General features: G+C 73.7%; 15 protein-coding genes and 1 pseudogene. 6 read left to right on the plus strand and 10 right to left on the minus strand.

The genetic code is table 11. From position 1 onward, the window contains the following. Positions 1-93: 93 nt before the first annotated feature. A complete protein-coding gene (locus EAO71_RS15750) occupies positions 94-1,137 on the minus strand; it encodes an ArsR/SmtB family transcription factor (RefSeq protein ID WP_261992152.1) in 1,044 nt (347 codons plus the stop codon). A gap of 71 nt (positions 1,138-1,208) precedes the next feature. Between EAO71_RS15750 and EAO71_RS15755 the strand changes: the two genes are divergently transcribed. Beyond that, positions 1,209-2,126, plus strand: coding sequence for an aldo/keto reductase (locus EAO71_RS15755; protein ID WP_147978302.1), 918 nt, complete (start codon positions 1,209-1,211; stop codon positions 2,124-2,126). Positions 2,127-2,193: 67 nt separating this feature from the next. Here EAO71_RS15755 and EAO71_RS15760 read toward each other — a convergent pair whose 3' ends face one another. The 5 genes from EAO71_RS15760 to EAO71_RS15780 form a co-directional block, all read right to left on the minus strand. Beyond that, entirely contained in the window at positions 2,194-2,610 is a 417-nt protein-coding gene (locus EAO71_RS15760) for an LppU/SCO3897 family protein (protein WP_147978303.1), read from the minus strand. Between the two features lie 139 nt (positions 2,611-2,749). Beyond that, complete coding sequence (locus tag EAO71_RS15765) at positions 2,750-4,012, minus strand: phospholipase D-like domain-containing protein (protein WP_261992153.1); 1,263 nt, start codon at positions 4,010-4,012, stop codon at positions 2,750-2,752. A 10-nt stretch (positions 4,013-4,022) separates the two neighbouring features. Beyond that, positions 4,023-5,549, minus strand: coding sequence for a serine/threonine-protein kinase (locus tag EAO71_RS15770; protein WP_147978304.1), 1,527 nt, complete (start codon positions 5,547-5,549; stop codon positions 4,023-4,025). Next, positions 5,546-6,145, minus strand: coding sequence for a hypothetical protein (locus EAO71_RS15775; protein ID WP_147978305.1), 600 nt, complete (start codon positions 6,143-6,145; stop codon positions 5,546-5,548). The genes EAO71_RS15770 and EAO71_RS15775 overlap by 4 nt, the downstream gene beginning before the upstream one ends. A 156-nt stretch (positions 6,146-6,301) precedes the next feature. After that, the gene (locus EAO71_RS15780; RefSeq protein WP_187282681.1) at positions 6,302-8,371 is read right to left on the minus strand and encodes an N-6 DNA methylase; all 2,070 of its coding nucleotides are present in this window, start codon (positions 8,369-8,371) and stop codon (positions 6,302-6,304) included. Positions 8,372-8,588: 217 nt separating this feature from the next. Between EAO71_RS15780 and EAO71_RS15785 the strand changes: the two genes are divergently transcribed. Beyond that, on the plus strand, positions 8,589-9,392 hold the full coding sequence (locus tag EAO71_RS15785) for a DUF4190 domain-containing protein (protein WP_147978306.1): 804 nt from the start codon (positions 8,589-8,591) through the stop codon (positions 9,390-9,392). Positions 9,393-9,398: 6 nt separating this feature from the next. Further along, positions 9,399-9,641 (plus strand): annotated as a pseudogene (locus EAO71_RS38825) (N-acetyltransferase); the annotation flags it as partial. A gap of 66 nt (positions 9,642-9,707) precedes the next feature. Here the strand turns inward: EAO71_RS38825 and EAO71_RS15795 are convergent. Next, positions 9,708-10,454, minus strand: a complete 747-nt coding sequence (locus EAO71_RS15795; RefSeq protein ID WP_147978307.1) for an N-acetyltransferase — start codon at positions 10,452-10,454, stop codon at positions 9,708-9,710. A gap of 108 nt (positions 10,455-10,562) precedes the next feature. Next, the gene (locus tag EAO71_RS15800) at positions 10,563-11,411 is read right to left on the minus strand and encodes an HNH endonuclease family protein (protein ID WP_147978308.1); all 849 of its coding nucleotides are present in this window, start codon (positions 11,409-11,411) and stop codon (positions 10,563-10,565) included. A 156-nt stretch (positions 11,412-11,567) separates the two neighbouring features. Between EAO71_RS15800 and EAO71_RS15805 the strand changes: the two genes are divergently transcribed. Beyond that, the gene (locus EAO71_RS15805; RefSeq protein ID WP_147979327.1) at positions 11,568-11,759 is read left to right on the plus strand and encodes an antitoxin; all 192 of its coding nucleotides are present in this window, start codon (positions 11,568-11,570) and stop codon (positions 11,757-11,759) included. A gap of 121 nt (positions 11,760-11,880) precedes the next feature. Here the strand turns inward: EAO71_RS15805 and EAO71_RS15810 are convergent, their stop codons facing one another. Further along, a complete protein-coding gene (locus tag EAO71_RS15810; RefSeq protein WP_187282745.1) occupies positions 11,881-12,744 on the minus strand; it encodes an SCO6745 family protein in 864 nt (287 codons plus the stop codon). Between the two features lie 177 nt (positions 12,745-12,921). Between EAO71_RS15810 and EAO71_RS15815 the strand changes: the two genes are divergently transcribed. Next, positions 12,922-13,569: a TetR/AcrR family transcriptional regulator gene (locus EAO71_RS15815; RefSeq protein WP_147978309.1), complete on the plus strand. Its 648-nt coding sequence runs from the start codon at positions 12,922-12,924 to the stop codon at positions 13,567-13,569. A gap of 66 nt (positions 13,570-13,635) precedes the next feature. Continuing rightward, positions 13,636-14,304, plus strand: a complete 669-nt coding sequence (locus EAO71_RS15820; RefSeq protein WP_147978310.1) for a VC0807 family protein — start codon at positions 13,636-13,638, stop codon at positions 14,302-14,304. 97 nt (positions 14,305-14,401) lie between these two features. On the opposite strand, the gene mfd is transcribed toward EAO71_RS15820, so the two are convergent. After that, positions 14,402-17,938: a transcription-repair coupling factor gene (gene mfd / locus EAO71_RS15825; protein ID WP_147978311.1), complete on the minus strand. Its 3,537-nt coding sequence runs from the start codon at positions 17,936-17,938 to the stop codon at positions 14,402-14,404. Positions 17,939-18,133 lie beyond the last annotated feature (195 nt).

Genomic DNA, 18,133 nt, shown 5'->3' on the forward strand with positions numbered 1-18,133 from the left:
AGTGGACGGCCGGGACGGACGAGGTGGGGCGCCGGCCGGTCCCCGGGAGGAACGCGCGCGGGCGGGGGCCGGCGTCCGCGCGGGTCACGGCTCCTAGGGCTCCGTGCCGGGCTCGGCCGGGCTCCTTCGCCGTGCCGGCGGTCCGCCCGCGGCGGCCGTCAGGAGGACGTCGGCGGCGGAGGTGCGGGCGTAGAGCACGCTGCGGCCGGCCCGATGGGCGCTCACCAGTCCCGCGGCGCGCAGGGCCGCGAGGTACTGGGACACCCCGGCCGTCGAGAGGCCCGTGCGGCGGGCGAGTCCGGTCGTCGTGGCGGGCGTCTCCAGTTCGGCCAGCAGCAGGGCGCGGGAGCGGCCGAGCACGGGCGCGAGGGCGCCGGTGCAGGCGGCGGGGCGGCGTTCCCACAGGGCGCCCGTGCCGCGCGCCGGATAGGCGAGCTGCGGCGGATCGGGCGGCGTCACCCGGGTGAAGGGGATCGGCCCGATGAAGACCGAGGGGATCAGCAGCAGGCCGTCACCCGCCGAGGAGCGGGGCAGCGGCCGCCTGCGGCGGGTGAGCCGCAGGCTGTCGTCGTGCCAGCTCACCGAGGGGTGGAGGTCGTGGAAGAGGTGGGCGGCGCCGTGTTCGGTGATCTGCCGGATCCGGTGGAAGACGTCGGCGTCGAGCACCGCCCGGATCCGCGCCCAGTAGGGGGCGATCGCCAGCTCCCAGTAGGTCTCGATCTCCGCCACCAGCCGGGGCAGCCGTTCCCGCGGGGCCGCGTGGAGACCGCGGGCGCGGGGGCCGAGGCGCCCCTGCTCGTCCCGCAGCCGGTCGAGGTCCTCGCGGATCCGGCCGGCGGGCGCGGTCCGGATCCGTTCCAGTTCCTCGCCCAGCGTGGCGCCGGGTCCCGGGGGTGCCGGGTTGAGGAAGTCGGGGACGTATCCCGAGGGCGGGACCAGTTCGGCGAGCCAGCCCCGGTCAAGGCCGGCGGCGGTCAGCCGCGGCCGCACCTGTGCGGCCCAGACGCGGTGCACCGGGTGGGTCCCGGCCGCCCCGGAGAACAGCAGCCGGCAGCTGGGGCCGACCTCCCACATGGGCGACACGGCGAACCGTGTCTGGGCCAGATCGCGTACCGAGAAAGCCAGTTCCACCGCCACGGCTCCCCCGAGGATTCACACATGCCCTCACCTTTGGTGCGGCATCCTAGCCGTCGTGGATCATTCGCGGCATGACCTCACAGACGATCCACGCCTCGGCGTCGGGCACCTGGAAGCTCGGCGACCTGGAGATCAACCGGCTCGGCTTCGGCGCGATGCGGCTGCCGCAGACCGGTGCGGCCCTCGGGCGGGAGGCCGTGTCGAGCGACCGCGGCCGGGCGGTCGGGGTGCTGCGCCGCGCGGTCGAGCTCGGCGTCAACCACATCGACACCGCCGCGTTCTACTTCTCCCCGCTGCGCTCGGCCAACGAGCTCATCAACCGGGCGCTGGCCCCCTACGCCGACGACCTGGTGATCACCACCAAGGTCGGCCCGGGCCGCGGCCCGTCCGGTGACTGGCTGCCCCACGCGACGCCCGGGCAGCTGCGGGGCCAGGTGGAGGAGAACCTGCGGCAACTGGGCCGCGACCACCTCGACGTGGTGAACCTGCGGGTCGTCGGCACCGATTCGGTGGCCGAGCGCTTCGGCGCGCTGGCCGACCTGCGCGAGGCGGGCCTCATCCGGCACCTGGGCCTGTCCAACATCACCCCGGAGCACCTGGCGGAGGCGCGGGCGATCGCACCGGTGGTGTGCGTCCAGAACATGTACGGGATCGGCGTGCGGCCCGACCAGGACGCGTTCGTGCGCGAGTGCGGCGAGCTGGGGATCGCGTTCGTGCCGTTCTACTCCATCGCCGGCACCGGCCGTGAGGGCGGCGCGCGGCAGGACGCGGACGCCGGGAGCGAGGAGATCCTGACCGTCGCCCGCGCGCACGGGGTGAGCCCGACGCAGGTGCGCCTGGCCTGGACGCTGCACCAGGGTCCGCACGTCCTGGCGATCCCGGGCACGGGCGACCCGGACCACCTGACGGCGAACGTGGCGGCGGGGGCGCTGCGGCTGACCGGGGAGGACCTCGCGCTGCTGGACTCCCTGCACGGACGCGCCGCCTGACGGCACGCGGGGACGACGCAGGGGCCGGACCCGGGCGGGTCCGGCCCCTGCGGGCGTGTGCGGGGCGTCAGTTCTTGACGGGCTCCAGGCAGAGCACGAACTTGTCCGCGTCGAGCTGCTGCGCGAGCGCGACCTCGGCGACGCCCTCGCACTTGTCGAGGTCGAAGGTGTTGTCGACGACCTTGACGACCTTGTAGAGGTCGGCCGCCTTCTCGGTGCAGCCCTTGCTCTCGACCTCGGGCTTGTTCTCCGGGCCGGTCACGACGACGCAGTCGCCGGCCTCGGCGTGCACCGGAGCCTCGCCCGTCAGGTGGGGAAGGCCCAGGCGCCAGAACAGGACGACCGCGATCGCCACGACGATGCCGAGGATCTTCTTGCCCAGGCCGCCCTTCTTCTTCACGGGCTCGGACGGCGCGACGGGGGCGTCGAACGGGCCGGGGGCGGCGGGCTGCTCGGGGGTCTGCGGCGCGGGAGGCGTGGCCATGGAGAGTTCCTCGGGGACGTGTGCATGATCGAACGCGCGTACGTTACCGGCCCCTGGACGCACAAATGGGACTCTTCCCTTCCGTTTCCCAATCGGATACGGAGTCGTGATTCTGCCGACTCGTCAGGACCGGCCCCGCCTACAGCCCCTCCGCCTCCGCCGCCGCCCGCTGGGCGTCGAAGTTCCTCACGTACGCGTCGAAGACCGCCGGGTCCTCGTACTTGAGCAGCGCCTCGTCGTTGTACTTGAGCGCGGTCACCGTGTACGTGTGGCTGCCGGTGAAGACGATCCTCTTGTTGGCGCCCCCGAGGTACGTGCCCTCGACCAGGAGGTACTTGGTGTGGGTCGCGGTGCCCCCGCGCTGGTCGTTGTCGAGCTGGTGCAGCGCGATGCGGCCCTTGGCGGTCGGCTTGGTCAGCCAGCCGGCCACCTCCGTGTTCGGCGGATTGTCGAGCTTGCGGTAGACGATGTCGACGTAGCAGCCGGCGTCGGCCAGGGCCCAGAGCTGCTGGGCCACCTCGGGCCGGGTGATGTGGTGCTGGGCGATCCGGAGGCGCGTCCGGCCGTCCGACGTGCCGACGCCCGGGTCGTTGCCGAAGCAGGGCGCCGCGGTGCCGACCGGCTGGGCCACCGTCTTGAGGATGTTGACGACCACGTCGGTGCCCGACCGCGGGAAGAAGTAGACCTTGGCCGCACCCGCCTGCGTGTCGTGCGGGTAGTCGGCGACCTGCGGCACCTGGCCGGCGGCGGCCCCGGCCAGGTCGCCGAAGTACGCCCCGTACGCGTCGAAGAACTCCTTGTTGCCGGCCACCGTCATCGCGTCGTTCCACGCCAGCGTGCGGTCCCACTCGACGAGGTTGCCGGAGGACTGCACCACCACGTCGTCCACGGGGACGGTGCCCTTGCCCTTGGTGCGGGAGAACAGGAAGAACTTGTTGTGGTTGACGTTGTCGTACCAGCCGTCCGGGTCCGCGGCCGTCGTGCCGGGGTCCTTGGCGAGGCACGCCTCCTGCGCCTTGCAGACGCGCACCCAGGAGTCCCCGCCCAGACCGCTCTTCAGGCTGTCGACCGCCGTCGCGTACCGCTCGCTCTCCTGGTCCAGGACCACCTGGACGGTGACTCCGCGCGCGTGGGCCGCGAGCAGCCTGCCGGACAGCCACTGCGATCCGTACGCGAACATGGATATCCGGATGGACGAGCCCGGTTCGGCTCCGTCGACGAGGCCACCCAGGTGCGACAGGATCCGGCCCTCGGCGGTCGTGTCGCCCGACGGGTCGTTGAACACCGGGCCGGTGGTCACCGTCGGGAGCGGCTCGGCGCCCGCCGCCGGTGAGGTCATGAGGAGGGCACCCGCGGCGAGCGAGGTGACGACCGTTCTGAAACTGCGCTTGGTGATGATCACCCGCGCATTGTCACCCGAGAAGCCCCATCTTCCGCTGACGGTCCAGCGCACGCCGCAGGTCCGAGGGCACCGGGTGATAGGGGCCGTACACCCGCTCCGTGTCGTAGAGCAGCGACTGCAACTGGTGGCCCGCCGCCGTGTGGTCGCCCATCGCGAGCAGCAGGTTCCCGATCCGGCGGCGGATGTCGAAGGCCTTGCCCTGGTCCGCGCCGGGGGCCCCGTTCTCGTGGTACGGCAGGACCTCCCGGTACGCCGCCAGGGCCGCGGCGGTCTCGCCGAGCTGCTCCAGGCACTGCGCCGCGTCCTGGCGGAACTGCAGGGCCTGCGAGTCGGCCGGACCCGCCTCCGCCGCACGGTCGTCGGCGAGCCGGCGCAGCTCCGGCAGCGCCCGGCGGTACTGGCCGTCGTCCAGCAGCGTGGCCGCGTACTGCTTGCGCAGGATGCGGACGACGGGCGAGTGCTCGCCGTGCTGGGCCGCGGCGACCGGCAGGATCCCGCCGAGGATGTCGACGGCCTGGGTGATGGAGCCCTCGCCGAGCAGCCGCTTGACCTCGTCGACGGCGGCCGCCACGTCCGGCCGGGCGGCCGACGGGACGACGGGCGGCGTCATCGGCGGCGGGGGCGTCGCGGCCCGGTCGGGCCAGGGCGCGTGCGGGCGCAGGAAGGGGCGGGTCGGGTCGAGCGGCCCGGACGGCATCCCGCGGGCCGGCAGCATCGGCAGCAGCTGCTCGTACACCTGGTGCGCGTCGGACGGGCGGTGCTGCGGGTCCTTGGCGAGCAGGCGCAGGACGAGCGCCTCCAGCGCCTCGGGCACCTCGGGCCTGGACCGGCGCACCGGGAGCGGGGGCTCGTAGAGGTGGCGGTGCAGCACGCCGAGCGCCGTGGAACCCGCGAACGGCACGTTCCCGCTGAGGAGTTCGTGGAGCAGGACACCGAGCGCGTACAGGTCGGTGTACGGGCCGACGGCGCCGCCCATGGCCTGCTCGGGCGCCATGTAGGCGGGGCTGCCGATGGGCGAGCCGGTGTGGGTCAGGCGGGTGGTGTCGGTGTCCAGGACGGAGGCGACACCGAGGTCGAGGACGGTCACGGTGCCGTCCGGACGCACCATCACGTTGCGGGGCTTGAGGTCGCGGTGGACGATCGGCACCGCGTGCACGGCGGCGAGCACCGCGCACAGCTGCGCGGCCACGGACACGGCCCACTCCCAGGGGTACGGGTCGTGCTCGGCCAGGTGGTCGGCGAGGTCCGCGCCCTCGACGTACTGCATCACCAGGTACAGCTCGTCGCCGTCGCTGCCGGCGTCGTGGACGGTGACGAGGCCGGGGTGGTCGACCTGGGCGGTGACCCGGCACTCGCGCACGAAGCGGCGCCTCATCTCGCCCGCGGCGGTCGCGGCGGCCATGTGGTCGGGCCGCAGGAGCTTGACGGCGACCCGGCGGTCGAGCCGTCCGTCGTACGCCGTCCAGACCTGGCCCATGCCGCCCTGCCCGATGATCGTGGACAGTTCGTAACGGCCGCCGATGACGCGTCCGTTCACTTCTCCTCGTCCTTACGCAGCAGATGGCTGAGCTCGTCCAGCTCCGCGCGGACCTGGTCGATCCGGTGGTTGCCCTGGGGGTTCGGCTGCTGCTGGGGCCGGTCCTGCGGCTGGGGCGGCAGGGTGGGCCGCGCCGGGGTCTGCGGCGTGCTCCGGGGCGGCTGGTACGACGTCGGGGCGGGCGTGGCCGCCGGGGGGGCGTACCCGGCCTGGTGCTGGGGCACCGTCGTCGCGTACGGCGGGTAGGGCGGGGCCCCGGCGCGCACGCGGAGCCGGTCGTGCCGGATGTCGACCACCAGGAAGTAGGCGGTGAACGCGGCGGCGTTGATCAGGATCAGGCTCATGGCCACGTCGGCCTGGGTCGTCTCGATGTCGTCGGGCATCAGCAGCAGCCCGGTGACCATGACGGCCCCCGAGAACCCGCAGAGGACCCAGTCGAGCGCGCGACGGGTCACCACCGCGAGCCGCAGCATCGTGGCCCACGTCAGGAAGCCGATGCTGAAGAGCGGAAGCAGCGCGAAGACCACCCGGAGCACGATCACGGACGTCGGAACGGTGCGCGAGGGTGGCGGGGGCACGTAGCCGGGGCCGTACATTCCTGCTCCTGCTCAAAAAGGTCGCTGGGGAGTCGAGCGTATACAGCGACACCGACGGCGTCCCCAGGGTTGTACGGAACCGTTGCCGAACCGATCACGGCCCGTCGACGACGGCCGGGCGGCCGCGGGCCGCGGCAGGCCGGTACGGGTGGCCTCTCAGGGCGCGACCGTGCCGTCCGTGAGCCCGTCGTACATCCCCTGGACCAGCTGCTCGCCGAGCCGGCCCGCGAGCCGCAGCGCCTCCTCGAAGGCGGCCAGCGCCCGGAACCGCTCACCGTGGCGCTGCTGTTCGGCCAGCGGCAGGCGCGGCAGCTGGAGCCGCCGGACGTCGAGCCGGGTGGCGGTCGAGGCGTAGCTGCTGGCCTGGCGGTTGTTGGCGGTGCCGCGCAGGAACCCGGCGAGGAACCACGGGTCGAGAGCCGCCGGGTCGGGGCGCAGCAGCTGGAGGTTGCGGCCGAGTACGGCGCCGGCGGTGGCCTCGTCGACGACGCGGGCGACCGAGCCGCCGCCCAGGACCGGCACGACGACGTCGCCGGCGAGGAGCAGGACGGCGTCCTCGCCCGGCCCTTCGGGGAGGGTGCCGGACGGCGGCTGGGCGGCGAGGACGTCGTGCTCGGTGAGCACGCGGACCGGGCCGCCCGGGCCGCCGGGCCCACCGGCGCCGCCGGCGCGCAGTTCGAGCGCGCCGGCGCGGGCGAGTTCGCCGACGGTGACCCCGGTGAGCCGGACGGCGGCGGCCGGGTCGGCGGCGCCGGGCTCGGCGGCCGGCGGGGTCAGGGCGACGGTCCGGCCGAGGGTCGCGGTGAGCCGCTCGCGGACCTCGGCCAGTTCGGCCGCGCCGCCTCCCGCGGCCGGGGGCGGCAGGTGGCGCGCGGGGGCCAGGTCGACGTCGTCGTCGAGGAGTTCGATGACGGGCACCGCCCTGCTGGCGCCCGGCACCTCGGCGACGGTGCCGTGCTTGTCGAAGGGCAGCCAGGCGTCGAGTACGGCGCTGTGCACGGCGGGCCAGTCCAGCCGGTCCCGCCCCGCGCCGCCGGTGTGCTCGGCGCCGGTGGTGTCGACGAGCAGCAGCCCCGGCGGGACGGCGACCCCCGCCGCGGGCCTGCGCAGCACCCAGAGGTGGAGCGGGATGCCGTACGGGGGCGCGGCGCCCGCGGGCAGGGCGACGACGGCCCGCAGGGCTCCCCGGCGGAGCAGGTCGGCGCGGATGCGGCGGCCGGAGCGGCGCGAGGCGGCGGCGGGCGGCATGAGCAGGACGGCGGTCCCGCCGGGGCGGAGCCGGGCCAGGGAGTGCTGGACCCAGGCGAGTTCGGACTCCGTGCGGGCCGGGAAGCCGTACTCCCAGCGCGGGTCGTAGGCCAGTTCCTCGTGGCCCCAGTTGCGCTCGTTGAACGGGGGGTGGCAGAGGACCATGTCCGCCGCGAGCCCGGGGAAGGCGTCGGCGCGCAGGCTGTCGCCGGTGCGCACGCGGACCTCGGCGTCGGAGGCCAGGGCCAGGCGCAGGGCGGTGAGGGCGGCCAGGTCGGGGTCGGTGTCCTGGCCGTGGACGGCGGCCGGGTTCCGTACGGCGCGCAGCAGCGTGCCGGTCCCCGAGGCCGGGTCGAGGACGGTGGGGCGGGAGTCGCCCGGGCCGGCGGCGAGGGCCGCCATCAGGGCGGCGGGGCCCGGCGGGGTGAGCGTGTACTGGCGCGGGTTGGCGTCGAGGTGCCGGCCGAGCAGGAACTCGAAGGCCTGACGGGCGCCGCTCTCGGCGGCGAGTTCGGCGGCCCCGCGCATCAGCGGGACGGAGACGGCGAGTTCGGCGGCGGCGGGGGTGCGGACGGCCCGTTCGGCACCGAACCGCCGGGTGAGGGTCTCGTCCAGGGCGACCGGCAGGGTCTCGGCGAGCCGTTCGTCCGAGAGCGCGGCCAGCTTCAGCCAGGCCGCGGACCGGTCGCGCACGAGCAGCAGTACGGCCCCGGCGTGGACGAGGGCGGTGACGGCCCCGCCCGGGTGGCCGGCGATCTGCTGCCAGACGCGTTCGCGCAGCGGGACCTCGGCGAGCTTCCCCTGGGCCCGGAGCCACCCCTCGACGTCGGCGAGCGCGAAGGAGGGGCTGGTCTCGGTGCCTCCCACGGGGCGGGGGAAGTCGGCGTGCCTGCGACGCCAGTTGCTCACGGCGGCACGCCCCACCCCGGCGAGCCGTGCGATCCCGGCGGCGGTCACCTCTGCTGCGCTCTCCGGCACTGACCGACCCCTTTCACCCACCCGCTCGCCCGCTGCTGTGGCCCGATCTTACCGATGAACACGAGACGCACCACTTCACAGCGTGATCCGAATCAAGTCTCGTGAACCGTGTTGACTCGGTTCACAGGCTCTGCTGTTATTGATTCATCGCTCCACGGGGCCCCGGAAGGGCCTTGGACACAGATTCCGCACGTCCCCATGTCCGGGAGGGCACGCCATGTCGTACGACACCCAGATCCCCCACGCCCCGCAGCCGCCCCGGGCCGCCCTGCGCAACGGGCTCGGCACCGCCGCCCTGACCCTCGGCATCATCGGCACCGTCTCCGGCCTCGTACCGTTTCTCTTCTGGCTGGCGGGCATCCTCGGTGTGATCGCCCTGGTCCTGGGCCTGGTGGGCCGCGGGCGCGTCAAGCGCGGCGAGGCGGACAACAAGGGCGTGACGACGACCGGCGCCGTCCTCGGTCTGGCCGCCCTGGTCCTCTCCGTCGTCGGCACCGTGCTCACGTTCGCGCTGCTGAACGACGCGGTCGAGGAAGCCAGGAAGGAAGTCCAGGAATCCGCCCCCAAGAACCCGTCGGGCGAGAAGCCGGGCGCGGGCGGCGGGTCGGCCGGCCAGGACGCCAAGGGCAAGGCGCTCGCGGCCGGTGACACCGCGGTCTACGACGACGAGCTGAAGGTCACCGTCTCGGCTCCGAAGGCCTACTCCCCGAGCGAGTTCGCGGTCGGCCACACCAAGGGCAACAAGGCGTACCAGGTCACCGTGGTGATCGAGAACGGCGGCAAGGCGAAGTTCGACGCCACTCTCGTGACGGCGGACGCCCGCGCCGGCAAGGACGGCGTCACCGCCGAGCAGATCTTCGACGACAAGACCGGCAGTGGCTTCAGCGGCACGATCCTGCCGGGCAGGAAGGCCACCGTCACCTACGCGTTCGACGCCCCGGCGGCGGCCGCGAACCTCACGGTCGAGGTGTCCCCCGGCCTGGAGCACAACGCCTCCCAGTGGGACCTGAAGATCGGCTGACCGCCGGACCGCCCGCTCCGGCGAGAGGGCCCCGGACCCCCTCCCGAGGTGATGCTCTGGGCCTTCTCCGACCTGCGGCACGGCCGCACGCCGGACACGGTCAGCGCGATCGAGGTGTGCGTGGCCACCAAGGCGCTCGGCCAGGGACTGTCGGGGCGGATGCTGGCCGAGATGCGGGACAACGCCCGCCGGCTCGGCTTCTCCGAGGTCGTCGCCCCGGTCCGGCCCAARGCCAAGCACCTGGAGGCCGTTCCCGACCCACACCGTCGCCTCCTCCGGGGGCGGACGGCGCGGGTCACGCCCGGATCCCGCGGGTCACAGCCGGTGGCGGACCCAGACGTTCGGCTCGACGTAGACGGCGTAACCGCGGGCGGCCTCGCAGTGCACCGGCACCAGCGCGCCCGGGACCTCGACCGGACCGTCCGTGTCGAACGGCAGGCCGGTCCACCGGCGCCACTGGTCCAGGGAGCCGGATATCGTCATCGACGCCGGTGCGACCGCCTCGATCACACCGCCCGCCCGGACGTGGACGCGCAGCCACGGGTCGTGAGGCAGACCGTCCGCCTCCCGGGTCCGGAAGGCGTACTCGTGGATCGGCGAACCGGCCTCCAGGTGCTTGGCGTTGGGCCGGACCGGGGCGACGACCTCGGAGAAGCCGAGCCGGCGGGCGTTGTCCCGCATCTCGGCCAGCATCCGCCCCGACAGTCCCTGGCCGAGCGCCTTGGTGGCCACGCACACCTCGATCGCGCTGACCGTGTCCGGCGTGCGGCCGTGCCGCAGGTCGGAGAAGGCCCAGAGCATCACCTCGTCCCAGCCGCGGGCCGGCAGCTCGCCCCGGTCCTCGCCCTCGAGGCGGAAGGGCACGCTGAAGGCACGGGCGACGACCTCACCGTCGGCGTCGGTCGCCACGAGCACGTACTCCGGCAGCTCGGTGACGATCCGCGCCATGTATCCCCAGCCGACCGGGTCGTGCAGGGTGAACTCGGGCCACAGGTCCTTGATCGCCCACAGCGCGCCCTGGAGTTCGGGACGCTCGGCGAGGGTGGTGACAGTCAGCTCCATGCGCGCAGACTAAACGATCTTCGACGGGCGCCCCCACCGGATTTCCCGGGGACCCCGCCACCACGCCCGGGACCCCGGCCGCGCGCGGGGTGCCGGCGGTCCGGCCAGTCAGCCGCCGCACTGGCGCAGCATCGTCTCCTTGTCCGCCTTCGTCACCGGCAGCCCGTACTTCAGGGCGACCTGGGCGAACCGCACGGCGTACGAGCAGCGGATCCGCTTGTTCGGCGGCAGCCAGGAGGCCGGGCCGGAGTCGCTCTTGGCCCCGTTGGTCGGGCCGTCCACCGGGAGCAGGTTGAGCGGGTCGTTGGCGATCTGCCGCCGCTTCGCCGCGTCCCAGCGCGCGGCGCCCATCTGCCAGTCGTACGACAGTGGCATGACGTGGTCGATCTGCACCGCGCTCGCCTTCTGCTTGCGCCAGTCGAGGGTCCGGCCGGTGTACGGGTCGTCGAGGGTCAGGGAGATGACGACGCAGTCCGAACCGGAGCGGTGGCGCACGTCGCGGCCGTCGCGGGCCAGCAGGTCGTTCCGGGTGTCGCAGCCGTTGCGCGCGAGCGGCACGCCGTCGACCGCGTCCGTCCAGGCGTGGCCGAAGGCCTCGCGGTCGTAGCCGGTCCTGGGGCCGCGGCCCGCCGTGCGGACACGCGAGATGACCTGCCGTGCGGCGGCCCGGTCCGGCTCGGAGGTGAGTGCCGCGAGGCCCGGCTTCGTACCGTCCGGGTTGTCCAGCGGGCTGGCCCCGGAACCGGCCGCGGGCGCCGACTCGGCGCCGGGGGTCTTCGGGTCGAGACCCAGCCCGTCTCCCTTACAGCCCGTCAGCACGACGGCCAGCAGCGCCGCCCCCGCCGTGGCACCGGCGCGCGCCCGCCGGCCAGGTGTCCACGCGCCGGTGTCGCGGCGCGGACCAGGGTCCGCCCCCTCGCCGACCGTCCGGTCCGTACCCGTCCGCTCCCCGGCCATCGCGTCCCCGCCCCTTCGTGTCCCCGGCACCTCGTTCTCGGGTACCCCCGTCCCGGGACCCTACCCAGCCGCGGCGGGCGGCTCGACGCGCGGATTCCACCGCAGGCGCGTAGCGTCGAATGCGCTGTATGTCCCCTTCCGAAGGAGCGGCGACCCATGGGGCTCATGGACAAGCTCAAGGGCATGATGGGCCAGCATCCGGACAAGGCTCAGCAGGCCTCGGATGCTGCGGAGAAGAAGATCAACGAGAGGACCGGTGACAAGTACACCGGTCAGGTCGACCAGGCCCAGCGGAAGGCCGAAGGCTCGATGGGGATGCCGGACCGGCCGGAGCAGCCACCGAACTGATCCCCCTGGACACACGCCGGCCGCGGAGCGCCCCGAGCTGCCCCGCGGTCGGCGTGCGTGTGCCCGCCCCGTGCGTGCGGCGGGACCGCCGCCCCCTCGGCAGGCCCACCCGCACGGGCTGTCAGATCTTCCCGATGCCGAGCGTGTTCTCGGCGGGCAGCAGGCCGGAGCCGAGGGCGGCCAGCCACGGGCCGCCGAGCAGTCCGGAGAGCCGGTCGGTGGCCTCGGCGCCGAGCGCCTCCCAGGGGGCGACGGCCAGTTCGTCGGTGCGCCGTTCGACCTCGGCGCGCAGCGCGCGCCCGGCGTCGGTGGCCGTGCCGTCCGCGGCGAGCAGGCCCCGGGCGGTGAGCCGGGCCCGGGCGGCGGCCCACTCGGCCTCGGTCCAGCCACGGCTGGTGAAGGTCTGGTCCGAGGCCGCCCCGACCGCGGCGAAGGAGACCAGGGCCTCCACGGGGTCGAGTCCGGCGGTCAGCAGTGCGGCCAGGTGTCCGTCGCCGCGGTGCTCGCGCAGCAGTGTCGCGGCCTGCCACAGGACCAGGTGCGGGGCGTCGGGCCAGGCCAGATCGGCGTTGGCGGCGGCCAGCGGGCGGCCGGCGGTCGACAGGGACCCGGCGGCGCGACGGGCGAGGGCGGCCGCTTCGGCCAGTTCCGGACCGTCCACGACGTCGTCCCCGAGGACGGCGCGGTAGGTGCGGTCGACGGCCCGGAGCCGGGCCGCGAGCACGTCGGACGGCGCGGCGGTGTCCCAGCCGGCCGGTACGAACCGGGCGACCATGCGCGGGCTGAAGCTGTAGAAGGCGGAGGCGACACGTTCCGCTCCGGCCGGACCGAGCGGGGCCGCACGCCAGGCGAAGTAGCTCGGCCAGCGCTCCGTCACGTCGTGGCCGAGGGCGGCGGCCTCCTCGAAGGCCTCGGGCGCGTAGTAGAGGAGGGCGTGCAGGGGCTCCAGCAGGTGCCACATCTGTCGTGCGCGCCCGGGGTCCATGCCCTGCCGCACGGCGGGGGCGGCCTGCCCGGCGGGCAGGTCACGGGGTTCGCGGGAGTCCGGGGTCTGTCGGGCGTCGACGGTCATGACCTTCTCCTTCGCTTCATCTTGTCACTGGCAAGATTGCTCCCCGGTGCCGAACTTGTCAATGACTAGATTTGGCGTACGCTGCCTGGCATGACCAGCCGGAGCAGCAGCTATCACCACGGCGACCTGCGGCAGGCGGTCCTCACCGCCGCCCTGGACGTCATCGCCGCCGAGGGCCCGGCGGCCCTGAGCCTGCGGGACCTGGCCCGCCGCGCGGGCGTCTCGCACGCCGCCCCCGCCCACCACTTCAAGGACCGGACGGGTCTGCTCACCGCGATCGCGACCGAGGGGTACGACCTCCTCGCCCGGGCCCTGGCGGACGCGCCGAGCCTGCGGGAACGCGGCGTCGCGTACGTCCGCTTCGCCCTCGGCCACCCGGCCCACTTCCAGGTGATGTTCCGGCCCGACCTGCACCGGGGCGACGACCCGGCGCTCCTGGCGGCCAAGGAACGCGCCTCCGCCGAACTGCGCGCGGGCGTCACCACCCTGACCGCGGCGGGCGACGCGCGGGTGGCCGGCATCGCCGCCTGGTCCCTGGCGCACGGCTTCGCGACGCTCTTCCTGACCGGCAACCTCACGGAGGCCGCCGAAGCCGTCGGCACCTCCGGCGCCCCGGCCGGGACGGGGGCTCCGGAGGACCTCTTCCGCGACCTCACCCGCCTGCTCTTCCAGGGGAGTTCGCCAAGTCCGGGCAAAACCGTCGCCCAGCCCTCGCCTGACGACCCGTCGCCCTCCTAGGCTCCCCGACGACCACGCACCACCCGCACCACTTTCACCACACAGGCATCAACGGGGGAGTTCGCCGTGTCCAGATCCACCCTGCTCAACTGGGGTCCCACCATCGTCTTCAGCGTCGTCCTGCCCTGGGTGACGTACGGGGTCCTGACCGACCACGGCGTCGAGTCGCTGACCGCGCTCTTCCTCATCGCCCTCTGGCCGCTGGTCGAGGTCGCGCTGTACTTCGCGATACGCCGCCGGGTGGACGAGTTCAGCGTGATGATCCTCGTCGTCCTGCTGCTGGGCGCGCTCAGCGCGCTCGTCTTCCACAGCGAGCGGATGGTCTTCGTCAAGGACTCCGCGCTGACCGGCCTGCTCGGACTCGCCTTCCTCCTCTCGCTGTTCACCGCGCGCCCGGTGATGTTCCACTTCGGCCGGAAGTTCGCCACGGACGGCACGCCCGAGGGCATCGCCCGCTGGAACGGCTTCTACGAGACCCTGCCCGGCTTCCGCAGGACCCAGCGGCGGCTGACCGTGGTCTGGGGCGTCGCGTTCCTGGTCGAGGCGGCCGTACGGATCGCGCTGACCTTCGTCCTCGACACCGCCACGATGGTGGGCGTCACCGGCATCCTGCCGTTCGTGGTGCTGGCCGGACTCATGGCGTTCACGATCCGCACCGGACGCCGGAGCCGGGCCCGTACGGCCGCGGCCCAGCAGACCGCGCCCGCGACCGCGGAGCCGGGCACCGCCGCCTGAGGCGGAACGGCCGGAGGCGGCCCGAGGGCCGGCGGGAGCCCACCCGGGCCCCGCCGGCCCTCGGCCGTACGCGTCTCGCGGGACCGGCCCGCCTCCGCTATCCCAGGATCGTGGTGAGGAACTCCCCCGTCCACGCCAGCAGCTCGCGCCCGACCACCGGCTTGCCGCCGATCTTCCCGGACGTCGGACGCGGCACCAGGATCTGGTGCACCGCCGGCTTGACGACCGAGCGCGGGTGCAGCCGCTTGAGCCTCAGCTCCTGCGACTCGCGCAACTCCACCGGCGCGAAGCGGATGTTCGGCCCCTGGAGCACGATCTCGCCCACCCCGCAGGCCCGCGCCAGCATCCGCAGCCCGGCGACCAGGAGCAGGTTCTCCACCGGCTCCGGGAGCTTGCCGTAGCGGTCGGTGAGCTCCTCCCGCACCGCCTTGATGTCCTCCTCCGAGTTGGCGGAGGCGATCGCCCGGTACGCCTGGAGGCGCAGCCGCTCGCCGGGCGCGTAGTCGTGCGGGACGTGCGCGTCGACCGGCAGCTCGATCTTGACCTCGAGCGGCGGCTCCTCCTCGGCGCCGCCCTCCATCTGCGCCCGGTAGTCCGCGACGGCCTCGCCGACCATCCGCACGTACAGGTCGAAACCGACGCCCGCGATGTGGCCGGACTGCTCGCCGCCGAGCAGGTTGCCCGCGCCGCGGATCTCCAGGTCCTTCATGGCCACGTACATGCCCGCGCCCATCTCGGTGTGCTGGGCGATCGTCGCGAGCCGCTCGTGCGCGGTCTCGGTCAGCGGCTTCTCCGGCGGGTAGAGGAAGTAGGCGTATCCCCGTTCGCGGCCGCGGCCGACCCGGCCGCGCAGCTGGTGCAGCTGCGACAGGCCGAAGTTGTCGCCCCGCTCGACGACGAGGGTGTTGGCGTTGGAGATGTCGATGCCGGACTCGACGATCGTCGTGGAGACCAGAACGTCGAACTTCTTCTCCCAGAAGTCGACGACGACCTGCTCCAGCGCGCTCTCGCTCATCTGGCCGTGGGCGGTGGCGATCCGCGCCTCCGGGACGATGTCCCGCAGCCGCGCCGCCGCCCGGTCGATCGACTCGACCCGGTTGTGGATGTAGAAGACCTGCCCCTCGCGCAGCAGTTCGCGGCGGATGGCCGCGCCGATCTGCTTCTCCTCGTACGGACCGACGAAGGTCAGCACCGGGTGCCGCTCCTCGGGCGGGGTGGTGATCGTGGACATCTCGCGGATGCCGGTGACCGCCATCTCCAGCGTGCGCGGGATGGGGGTGGCGGACATGGTCAGGACGTCGACGTTGGCCCGCAGCTTCTTCAGCTGCTCCTTGTGCTCGACGCCGAAGCGCTGCTCCTCGTCGACGATGACCAGGCCGAGGTCCTTGAACTTGGTCTCGGACGAGAACAGCCGGTGCGTGCCGATGACGATGTCGACCGAGCCGTCCTTGAGGCCCTCCAGCGTCGCCTTCGACTCGGTGTCCGTCTGGAAGCGGCTGAGCGCCCGCGTGACGACGGGGAACTGCGAGTACCGCTCGGAGAACGTGCCGAAGTGCTGCTGCACGAGCAGCGTCGTGGGCACGAGGACCGCGACCTGCTTGCCGTCCTGCACCGCCTTGAACGCCGCGCGCACCGCGATCTCGGTCTTGCCGTAGCCGACGTCTCCGCAGATCAGGCGGTCCATGGGGACCGTCTTCTCCATGTCCTCCTTGACCTCGGCGATGGTGGACAGCTGGTCGGGCGTCTCGGCGTACGGGAAGGCGTCCTCCAGCTCCCGCTGCCAGGGGGTGTCCGGGCCGAAGGCGTGGCCGGGCGCCGCCATCCGGGCGCTGTACAGCTTGATCAGGTCGGCGGCGATCTCCTTGACCGCCTTCTTGGCCCGGGCCTTGGTCTTCGTCCAGTCGGCGCCGCCGAGCCGGTGCAGGGTCGGCGCCTCGCCGCCCACGTACTTGGTGACCTGTTCCAGCTGGTCGGTGGGGATGTAGAGCCGGTCGCCGGGCTGTCCCCGCTTGGCCGGGGCGTACTCGACGAGGAGGTACTCGCGGGTGGCGCCCTGGACGGTGCGCTGGACCATCTCGATGTACCGGCCGACGCCGTGCTGCTCGTGCACGATGTAGTCGCCGACCTCCAGGGTCAGCGGGTCGATGGTCTTGCGGCGCTTGGCCGGCATCCGCTGGCCGTCCTTGCCGGCCGCCTTCTGGCCGGACAGGTCGGTCTCGGTCAGCACGGCGAGCTTCAGGGCCGGGTCGACGAAGCCGTAGTCGATGGACCCGCAGGAGACGTGCACCACGGACGGCGTGACCTCGGTGAGGTCGGCGGCCAGCCGGGCCGGGATGCCCTCGCCGCCGAGCACCTCCACGGTGCGGGAGGCCGGGCCGTGCGCCTCCGTGACGTACACCGTGCGCCAGCCGTCGGCCAGCCAGCCCTTGGTGTCGGCGAGCGCCCGCGCGGTGTCGCCGCGGTACGTCTCGGGGGCGCGCATGCCCAGCGTGAGCGTGTCGGCGCCGGATTCGTCGGCGGTGGCGTCCGCCGCGAACGGGGAGACCGACCACCACATCATGTCGATCTCGCGGGCCCGGTCCCGGACGTCCGCGATCCCCCACAGGGAGGCCGCGTCGACGTCGATCGGGGCCTCGCCGCCGCCCGCGGTGGCCGCCCAGGACGCCTGCAGGAACTCCTGGGACGTCGCCACCAGGTCCGCCGCCCGGGTCCTGACCCGCTCCGGGTCGCAGACCACGGCCATCGAGCCCTTGGGCAGGACGTCGATCAGCAGCTCCATGTCGTCGACCAGGACCGGCGCCAGGGACTCCATTCCCTCGACCGCGATGCCCTCGGCGATCTTGCCGAGCAGTTCGCCCAGCTCGGGGTGGAGCTCGGCCAGTTCCGCGGCCCGCCGCCGCACGTCCTCGGTCAGCAGCAGCTCGCGGCAGGGCGGCGCCCACAGCCCGTGCTCGGCGACTTCGAGGGACCGCTGGTCGGCGACCTTGAAGTAGCGGATCTCCTCGACGTCGTCGCCCCAGAACTCGATGCGGAGCGGGTGTTCCTCGGTGGGCGGGAAGACGTCCAGGATGCCGCCGCGCACGGCGAACTCGCCGCGCTTCTCGACGAGCTCCACCCGCGAGTAGGCGGCGGCCGCGAGACCTTCGACGATCTCGTTCAGGTCGGCCTGCCGCCCGGTCCGCAGCGCCACGGGCTCCAGGTCCCCCAGCCCCTTGACCTGGGGCTGGAGCACCGACCGGATGGGCGCGACGACGACCGACACCGGGCCGGCGGCCGGGTCGTCGGGCGAGGGGTGGGCCAGCCGGCGGAGGACGGCGAGGCGGCGGCCGACCGTGTCGGAGCGAGGCGAGAGCCGCTCGTGCGGCAGCGTCTCCCAGGAGGGGTAGTCGACGACGGTGTCCGGGTCGAGGAGGCTGCGCAGGGCGGCGGCCAGGTCCTCGGCCTCGCGGCCGGTGGCGGTGACCGCGAGTACCGGCCGGCCCGCCTCGCGGGCGAGGGCGGCGATCGCGAAGGGGCGCGCGGCGGGCGGGCCGACCAAGTCCACGTGGGTGCGGTTGCCGTCGGTGGCGGCCTTCACCGCTTCGGTGAGGGCCGCGTCCTTGACGACGACGTCGAGCAGACCGTGCAGGCTCATGGACTTCCATCCCGGGGGTGGCTGGCAGAACGGGCAACGCGAACAGCCCGACACGTCTCACGGGCCGGGGGGAGATTCCAGCCTACGCCCGCGGGTCGCCCGRCCGCCCGCCGCTCGGGCGAGGCGCCGGGCCGGGTCGCCCCGGCGGGCGGACGGCGGCGCGGCCGGTCAGGGCGCGGCGCGGCCGGTCAGGGC

The sequence above is a fragment of the Streptomyces sp. MS191 genome (assembly GCF_008042125.1).
GTDB lineage: Bacteria > Actinomycetota > Actinomycetes > Streptomycetales > Streptomycetaceae > Streptomyces.

Bases quoted from the DNA above. Each gene is read 5' to 3' on its own strand.
- EAO71_RS15755 (WP_147978302.1), top strand. From the start codon at position 1,209: ATGACCTCACAGACGATCCACGCCTCGGCGTCGGGCACCTGGAAGCTC.
- EAO71_RS15785 (WP_147978306.1), top strand. From the start codon at position 8,589: ATGTCGTACGACACCCAGATCCCCCACGCCCCGCAGCCGCCCCGGGCC.
- EAO71_RS15795 (WP_147978307.1), bottom strand. From the start codon at position 10,454: ATGGAGCTGACTGTCACCACCCTCGCCGAGCGTCCCGAACTCCAGGGC.
- mfd (WP_147978311.1), bottom strand. From the start codon at position 17,938: ATGAGCCTGCACGGTCTGCTCGACGTCGTCGTCAAGGACGCGGCCCTC.
- EAO71_RS15810 (WP_187282745.1), bottom strand. From the start codon at position 12,744: ATGGACCCCGGGCGCGCACGACAGATGTGGCACCTGCTGGAGCCCCTG.
- EAO71_RS15805 (WP_147979327.1), top strand. From the start codon at position 11,568: ATGGGGCTCATGGACAAGCTCAAGGGCATGATGGGCCAGCATCCGGAC.
- EAO71_RS15760 (WP_147978303.1), bottom strand. From the start codon at position 2,610: ATGGCCACGCCTCCCGCGCCGCAGACCCCCGAGCAGCCCGCCGCCCCC.
- EAO71_RS15800 (WP_147978308.1), bottom strand. From the start codon at position 11,411: ATGGCCGGGGAGCGGACGGGTACGGACCGGACGGTCGGCGAGGGGGCG.
- EAO71_RS15775 (WP_147978305.1), bottom strand. From the start codon at position 6,145: ATGTACGGCCCCGGCTACGTGCCCCCGCCACCCTCGCGCACCGTTCCG.
- EAO71_RS15815 (WP_147978309.1), top strand. From the start codon at position 12,922: ATGACCAGCCGGAGCAGCAGCTATCACCACGGCGACCTGCGGCAGGCG.